The sequence below is a fragment of the Microcoleus sp. T3_B1 genome (genome assembly GCF_036700445.1).
Lineage (GTDB): Bacteria > Cyanobacteriota > Cyanobacteriia > Cyanobacteriales > Microcoleaceae > Microcoleus.
The window spans coordinates 20,239-27,861 of sequence record NZ_JAUBOX010000089.1 but is presented as its reverse complement, the minus strand read 5'-3'; the positions used below and the strand labels follow the sequence as shown (position 1 = coordinate 27,861).

General features: G+C 48.9%; 5 protein-coding genes and 1 pseudogene. 5 read left to right on the top strand and 1 reads right to left on the bottom strand.

Annotated elements, in window-relative coordinates; translation table 11 throughout:
- The 3 genes and pseudogenes from QT990_RS30315 to QT990_RS30305 all read left to right on the top strand — a co-directional run.
- Nucleotides 1-188 (top strand): annotated as a pseudogene (locus tag QT990_RS30315) (hypothetical protein); the annotation flags it as partial.
- A 130-nt stretch (nucleotides 189-318) separates the two neighbouring features.
- The gene (locus tag QT990_RS30310; protein ID WP_333466122.1) at nucleotides 319-1,116 is read left to right on the top strand and encodes a transposase; all 798 of its coding nucleotides are present in this window, start codon (nucleotides 319-321) and stop codon (nucleotides 1,114-1,116) included.
- Nucleotides 1,117-1,859: 743 nt separating this feature from the next.
- Nucleotides 1,860-3,494 carry an MBL fold metallo-hydrolase gene (locus QT990_RS30305; protein WP_333466124.1) on the top strand — a complete coding sequence of 545 codons (1,635 nt, stop codon included), beginning with the start codon at nucleotides 1,860-1,862 and terminating at the stop codon, nucleotides 3,492-3,494.
- A 733-nt stretch (nucleotides 3,495-4,227) separates the two neighbouring features.
- On the opposite strand, the gene QT990_RS30300 is transcribed toward QT990_RS30305, so the two are convergent.
- The gene (locus tag QT990_RS30300) at nucleotides 4,228-4,539 is read right to left on the bottom strand and encodes a DUF6679 family protein (protein WP_015177146.1); all 312 of its coding nucleotides are present in this window, start codon (nucleotides 4,537-4,539) and stop codon (nucleotides 4,228-4,230) included.
- A gap of 834 nt (nucleotides 4,540-5,373) precedes the next feature.
- Here QT990_RS30300 and QT990_RS30295 point away from each other — a divergent pair.
- A complete protein-coding gene (locus QT990_RS30295) occupies nucleotides 5,374-5,529 on the top strand; it encodes a hypothetical protein (RefSeq protein WP_158307982.1) in 156 nt (51 codons plus the stop codon).
- Nucleotides 5,530-5,541: 12 nt separating this feature from the next.
- Nucleotides 5,542-7,620: a CapA family protein gene (locus QT990_RS30290; protein WP_333143084.1), complete on the top strand. Its 2,079-nt coding sequence runs from the start codon at nucleotides 5,542-5,544 to the stop codon at nucleotides 7,618-7,620.
- Nucleotides 7,621-7,623: the final 3 nt, after the last annotated feature.

Here is a 7,623-nt window from a genome sequence, read left to right as displayed (position 1 = left end):
ATGTTTTCTCAAACATTGAAGGCGGATATGTACAGTGGCAGACGATACAATTAGCTGACCTGAAAAACACTAAAAAACTATTTCCTGACTACAAAGCGTTGGATTCTCAGGTTTTGCAAGATGTCGTCAACAGAGTTGAAACTTCCTTTTCAAATTTCACCACGCCCGATAAAAAACGGCAATCGTAGAGGAAGCCCAGATTCAAAGGGCTTCACTACTACAAATCCTTCACTTATCCTCAACTAGATAACTTAGATATTGTCAAGGACGAGCAAGATAGGATTTGTATTAGTCTCGCCAAAATAGGTAAGCGTGCCTATGGTTTTCCACCGTCCAATACCAACAAAGTTCAAAGTTAAGACGGGTACAGTTATCAGAGAAGCGGATGGGTGGTATATTTCCCTGACGCTAGAAGATAAAACGGTTCCCGTAACGGTTGCAGAAATTCAGCCGACGGTCGAAAATACTGTTGGCATTGATTTGGGAGTCACTAATTACGTCTATCTTTCCAACCGCGAAAGAGTTGAGAATCCTAGATTTTTGAGGAAATCGGCTCAGAAATTAGCAAGGCTTCAAGCGAAGTTAGCTAATAGAGTCAAGGGTTCTCAACCTTGGAAAATAATCAAGGACAAGGTTTCCAAACTCCATCAGTTTGTAGCTAGAGCTAGATTAGATTTTCAATTTAAAACCGCACATGAGTTACTTAACAAGTGTGAGGTTTTAGTGGTTGAAGACTTGAGTGTCAAAAATCTAACTAGACGTGCCAAACCCAAGACTGATATTGAGAATGGTAATTTGGTTTATTTGCCCAACGGTCAGTCAGCTAAGAGTGGTTTGAATAAATCTATGCTTGATGCTGCTCATGGGCAATTCGCCAACGTTCTGAAATATGTCGCCTGGAAACTAGGTAAAAGTGTTTTATTTGTTGATCCAAAGGGAACTTCCCAGCACTGTTGGAACTGCCTCAACAAAGTCCCGAAAGAATTATCGGAACGGTGGCATTCTTGTCAATGTGGAGAATCTTTGGAGCGAGATGAAAATTCAGCCAAACTCATAAGAAAAATTGGTCTGAGTTACAAAAGTGGCGGGGGAACTCCGTCACTCAAAAAAGCATGAGAAAAAAAAGGAAAAAGAAGCCTGCGGTCTAACTGTACTCAGTTGACCGTCAGGTTCGTTCACACTCTCTCCTCGATAGCCAGAAGGTTTACTTAGAAGAATGTATCAAACTTTTACAAAGAAACCGATCAAACTCATAAAGTCTCTCTCTGCACTGACAAAAGGAGTTAGCTAGCACGATGCTGGTTCTCCCTTTTTCAGATTGGACAATACACGGCCCTCAAAACCAGAAAAATGAAGAATTGTAAAGTTTTATCAAGATATTGGCACATCTGAATTAAAATCTTCTCATAAAAAAGACTAGCTTTTAGCAGGCACAAATTGTGGAAAAAGGTTTAAAACTCAGAATATGAGATCGAGTTCGCTGCTCTTACATGGTGCAATAAAATGTAACTTTTGATGCCAGAACCAGTAGCCTGAACTTTGTCGAAGGCCCAATGCCCGTCCGGCCAAGGCTTTCGGAAAATCGCCTTCTTGGCGCTGCATCAAATCTTAAGTGCAATTACTTTCCTTGCACGAGAGCCGGAGCCTTCGAGCAAACATTTAGCTCCAGGGCTTACGCACCAGAACTTTGATCAACCGGGTTTTTTTACCGGGAGCGAGGGCGGCAACAAAGTGTTTTCGTTCATCAAACCCGGTTTCAGCGTCCGAGACTGAACTCGATCGAATGAATGCAGTCGCAACCAATGTTTAAAAGTGGCGATACTGCAAGTTGCGTGCAAAGCAGGGAGCTAACCGCAGTGATGGATCTCGATTGTTTACCTTACGGCGCAGGCCACGCACAGGAAGGGGTCTGTCTGCTAGTGCGAATGGGGCCGCACCGCATTTTACTCGACTGCGGTGTAGAGGATATTGCACCGCTATCAGCGACACTAAATCGATCGCTGCCAGCCGATTTTGTGGTGTGTACCCACGCCCACTCCGATCATGCCAGAGGTTTGCTAGCACTCCATCAATCTTTCCCCCACTTGCCAATTTACGCCAGCGAAGTGACAGCGCGACTGCTACCGCTCAACTGGCCACAACTGGCTCAACAGCCAGAGTCCCGGTTCTGTCAGGGACTGCCCTGGCAGTCGCCGCTCGAAGTGCGCCCTGGACTGAGCGTACAGTTGTTCCCGTCGGGTCATTTGCCCGGAGCGGCGACTGTGCTGCTGACTTATGCCGCCCCGCACCGCACCTACACAGTGGTTTACACCGGCGACTTTTTCCTGTCGAATTCTCGTTTGGTGGAAGGTTTGCCCCTGGGAGAACTCAGGGGCATGAAGCCGGATGTGTTAATTTTGGAAGGCAGTTACGGCACGGCCCGCCACCCTCACCGCCGACAACTAGAAAATCAGTTAGCCGATCGCATCCACCGCGCCATCGCCGACGGTTACTCGGTACTGCTGCCCGCGCCGGCCCTTGGTTTGGGCCAAGAAATGCTGATGCTGCTCCGCAGTCACCACTACTTTACTGGCCGCGACTTGGATATTTGGGTGGACGGCACTGTCGCCGACGGGTGCGACGCTTATCTGGAACTGTTACCCCAATTTCCCACCGCCGTCCAAAATTTTGCTCTGCACCAACCTTTATTTTGGGACGAAAGGGTGAAACCCCGCGTCCGCAGGCTCTCTGCCGAACAGCGCCCCGGATTGGGAGCCACGCCCTGTATTGTGATTACTGACAAGTTAGCTGATTTGGGTTTGTATGTTGCCGATGGCACAAATCCTTGGATTTTGCTCGCCCCTCAAAAACCAGGATATCCCGTCACCGACTGGCTGGGCAACAGGCCCCTATTTGGAGTCACAAGTGTCGAAACTTATCTGCTAGCCGAACACTGCGACGGGCCGGGGACGACCCAACTCATCCACAATTTGCGTCCCCAGCACGTAATTTTACTCCACGGTTCCCCTGCATATTTGGCTGACTTGGCTAACTTGGACGAGCTGCGAAACCGCTACCAGTTGCACACTCCGGCGGCCGGAACACTTGTCGAATTGCCGATCGGGGAAATGTTTTTGCAGCCCGCTATCCCAGAAACTAACTATGAGGGAGAACTCAGCGAATTGGGGACAGAGGTAGCAATTAGCTTGCCGAGTCCGATTACAGCCGATCCTCGGTGGGCCAATTTTGCCGATACCGGTTTGGTAGAAGCGCGCTGGCAAGGCGAAGAACTGGTACTGCGGGGCATCTCCCAGCGGGAACTCCTTTTTCAAGGCAGCGCCGTTCAGGCCAACCTCGAATGCTGCGGCAATTGCCAGCACTACCGCAGCCAGCGCTGTTGGAACCAGTCCAGTGCTTTGTTTGGCTTTAAAGTAACCCCCGACGGTTTCTGTCCGGTGTTTAAAGCGATACCGGAGTCGGAACTTTTCCTAGATGGCGAAACAGACGGCGAATAAGCTGTCGGGCACATCGAAACCAGCCTGCAGGCAAAGAAAACAAAAGAACAGTTCTGGACGCACCCAGACAAAAAACCCGGTTTCAGCAGGGGTAAGCTGTCGCGTATTGAATTTTTAACTACCAGCCGGGAAGTCCCTCGGTATATTTAAAGGGGATTAATCTGAGCGCTGCGCGAAGTACCCCGAATAAATTACCGAGCGTGATGAAAGGCTCGTCGGGTGTAGGTATCCAAAGCGACAATTATTTCTGTATATCCCTTGATAATCTGGAAATACTCTGATACTATATTGGCAAGTGGGGGTGGAACTACCTCACTATAAAAAGCCTTTGAAAAAAAGGAAAAAGAAGCCTGCAGTCTAACTGTACTCAGTTGACCGTCAGGTTTGTTCACACTACTGTGTACTTAGGATCGCGAATTAAATAACTTACAATTTTAATTGTTATTGTGGGATGGGCGTCCCGCCCGTCCTTTTTGGACGGGCGGGACGCCCATCCCACTTTCAAGAGTGGAAGTTATTTAATTCTCATTCCTTACGCTGTTGTGGGGAGTATGGGTTGGGCCGGAGATCCCGCCATCAAGCTTAAATTTAAAGGGAAAATAGCTTATGGGGTCACAACCCAGAATATTTTTGGCCTAAACTGGGTTTTTTGCATAATTTCTCCACAAAAAAGGGAGAAAAGCCGTTTTCTTTTCCCCCAAGTTTTCCTTGTGCCTCAAGCGCGAGCTCAAAACTATTCCAAATTCGAGTCGGGGTAGTGATTGCGAATTTGTTCGGCTTCGGGACAATCGTCAGAAACTAGGGGTTCGCAGTTAGTTCGGGATACCGAAGCCAACTTCTGAGACACAGATCCAATACTTTCGAGACGCACCATTTCTTCCCAGGAGCTGATTTCGTCTTCTTCGTCGGTTTCGTAGCGCAGCGTGACTAGATCCCCTTCAATATCTAGGATACGAGCGCGCTCTATCCAACGTTGCTGATCTCGAAGAAAAATAGAAACCTCACGACCATCACAACAGAGTTGATAGATTTTGCGCTGTAGCATTTGTCAGTTCTCCTGCGCAGTGTAACTTGCTTAAAATATGGTCTGTTTACCGTAACGTACTTTGGGTTTTACATCGGAAGGCACAGCCGTATGGACTGGCCAGTTTCACGTTTTCCGCAACTTTTGTACCGATGGGAGTTACCAAATTTGATTTTACCACCAAATCTATCGAGTACGCCATTTATCCAATTACAGGTTTTCCAGTCAGTGGCATCCCTCGTGAGAGGCATTTGCCAGCATAGATCCGAGCATTAGGACTTGACGACGGCACCCCATTAACAGCGACAATAACAACAGACTCTGCCTCAAAAATCTCGCTCTCTTTTGCCTCAAGTCCCCCAGAAACAAGAGTGTTTCGACGATTGTTCGATCGCCCGCTAACCCCGTCAAGGCTCTATCTCAAATCTCAAATCTCGAAACGAAAGCTCTAAAGCGACACTCAAACAGCGACAATAAAAACAGACTCTGCCTCAGATTTCTCGCTCTCTTTGGCCTCAACTCCCCCAGAAACAAGAGTGTTTGGAGGTGATTTCTAGCCCCCAGTAACCCCTCTTTCCTCAATCTCAGATCTCAAATCTAAAATCTAAAATCGATTGTTCGATCGCCCCCTAACGCCGTCAAGGCTCAATCTCAAATCTCAAATCTCAAAGCGAAAGCTCTAAAGCGACACTCAAACAGCGACAATAAAAACAGACTCTGCCTCAGATATCTCGCTCTCTTATGTCTCAATTCCCCCAGAAACCTCTTGTTGGGAGGTTATTTGTACCCCCCAGTACCCCCTCTGAACTCAATCTAAAATCTAAAATCTAAAATCTAAAATCGATTGACTGGAGTGTGATAAAAATCACTGACAGCAGGCAGCCCCTAAATGTAGAAAATGGTGGCGGCCAACAACTAGCTTCAAAACGGGCAGCGGAACCTGTGGCGGTTAAGCTAAAAGAATTGCGGTTCCGTTCAAAACAAATTGGAGTCATCGCTCGTGCGTATTAAGGAGGCTAATTGATGGTGTACGCAGAAAATTGGTCGCAGCCGTCTATCTTGGAACTAGCGCGATCGGGCAACTTTCAAGCCCTGAATTACTGGATTGACAGCTTGCTGCGCCCCGAAGGGATTTATGCCCGCGTCGAACAGGCTCAGGCCGGCTGCGTCCAAATCATCGTAGAATTCCAGCGCGAATTTGCGCCAGATACTACATTACTGGGGAGCACTCTCCGGGAAGGCTTAGTCAAATTTATTTGCCACCAACTCTGGAGACTCAACTCGCCAGCAGTAGAAGGAGTGCGAATTCACGCGCGCTTGGCTGGGGATGCAGACATTCTCTGGAAACAGTCAGTGCGAATTGTGACTCCGGCAAACCGCCAGCGGCGGCGTTACCGTTCCCTACCGGTCGTCGATTGGGTTAAATTTAAAACGTATCGTTCTCTGCTGCTAGTGGGATCGGCACTTGCCTCATTTATTTTAGGGTGTTGGGTCAGCTACCACGAAGCTCTGACCCTGCAGTCAGTATCTCCCGTATCCGGCTACCAGCAAGCTGCTGTAATTTCGGGGCCGCCTCCAAAACGTGCGGATACGGTGCAAGCGGCCTTAGAAGTAGTACCAGTAGTACAGCAAAAGCAAGTTGCTAATCCTTACGACCCAACAGTAACGCTGATGTTCGGAGGAAATGTGAATCTATCGGATGCGCTCGGAGCATCTGCTGCCAACGATCACCAATGGGCTTTCGCCAATATGGACGAGTACCGGCAAGCAGATGTGGCGATGGTTAACCTAGAAAACTCCCTGACTCGCTCTACATTGGGCTCTGGCAAAAAACAATTAAATTTTAAAGCCGATCCAGAATCGGTGAAAGTATTAACAGCCGGAGGAGTGGATATTGTCAATCTGGCAAATAGCCGCGCTATGGATTACGAGGAACCGGGGCTGGTGGAGACTATGAATACTCTAGATAATAGTGGGATTCAACACCTGGGAGCCGGCAGAGATATTAAAGAAGCGAGGCGTCCAGATATTATTGAAGTTAAGGGTCAGCGGATTGCCTACCTCGGTTATTACGATGCCGAGCTTAACGTCGCCGACCAAGGGAAAGCGGGCACTAATCCCCGCCGCAACAATCGCGTGGCCGAGGATATTCGAGCTCTTAGGGGTCAGGTAGACTGGATTATTGTTAATTACCACTGGGGAGTCGAATTGGCAGATTATCCGGGGGACTGGCAGATTGATTTGGCTCGGTTCACGATCGACCAAGGAGCTGATTTGGTAGTGGGACACCATCCCCAGGTACTGCAAGGTGCAGAAATTTACAAGGGCCGCCCGATAGTTTACTCGCTGGGTAATTTTATATTCGGCCCGAATGCTCGCAGGGATTACGATACCGCAGTCCTGAAAGTATCGCTCAAAGACAGGAATATGAAGGTAGAGTTTCTGCCTGTGGAGGTGAAAAAGTTTCAGCCGAAGGTGGTGAAGGGAGCAGCAGCAGATCGCATCCTCAAACGCGTCGAGCAAATTTCTAGTATTTTCGATCGACCGATGCCATCTTCTGTAGTTCTCGATTCCCTAGTCCAGCCAGGATCGGCATCAAAAACTCCAAATTCTCCCTTGCCAGGAGCAGCCAAGAGCGGTACATACCAGCCCGGGCGAGGTTCCGGGGGAGCCTCCGGTGAACGCAATCAGCAAGGCCCCGGACAACCCAAACCTACTTTGATTTTGCCGGCTTTGCCGGCTGCGCCCCAACAGCCGGACAACTCCTCATTTTTCCCGAACGGGACGGGGCCTGCAATTGAATCAAACCCACCTCCGAATCAAAATTTGCCGCCGCGCATCTACCCCACTCAACCTCAAAATCCCAGCCGGGAACCAGATCCGTTTACAAAAGAGCCATTCATCAAAGAGCCGTTTATTTCGCCCCCATCTCCCAGTCAAGGAGCAGTGCCGAGTCCCCAAAGCTATCTTCCCCCCAGTCGGCCAGTATCTTTTGAAGTCGCACTCAAAGGGCAGCCGACCTCAGCGATCGTTCCAGCTACCAGCAGCAACCGCTCCAAGCAGCGGATCGCCCTGCCCCCTATAGCTAGGAGCATTGGTTAGCCG

What these genes read in the sequence shown, in the direction of transcription:
- QT990_RS30290 (WP_333143084.1), top strand. Translation starts at nt 5,542, where the DNA reads ATGGTGTACGCAGAAAATTGGTCGCAGCCGTCTATCTTGGAACTAGCG.
- QT990_RS30305 (WP_333466124.1), top strand. Translation starts at nt 1,860, where the DNA reads ATGGATCTCGATTGTTTACCTTACGGCGCAGGCCACGCACAGGAAGGG.
- QT990_RS30300 (WP_015177146.1), bottom strand. Translation starts at nt 4,539, where the DNA reads ATGCTACAGCGCAAAATCTATCAACTCTGTTGTGATGGTCGTGAGGTT.
- QT990_RS30310 (WP_333466122.1), top strand. Translation starts at nt 319, where the DNA reads ATGGTTTTCCACCGTCCAATACCAACAAAGTTCAAAGTTAAGACGGGT.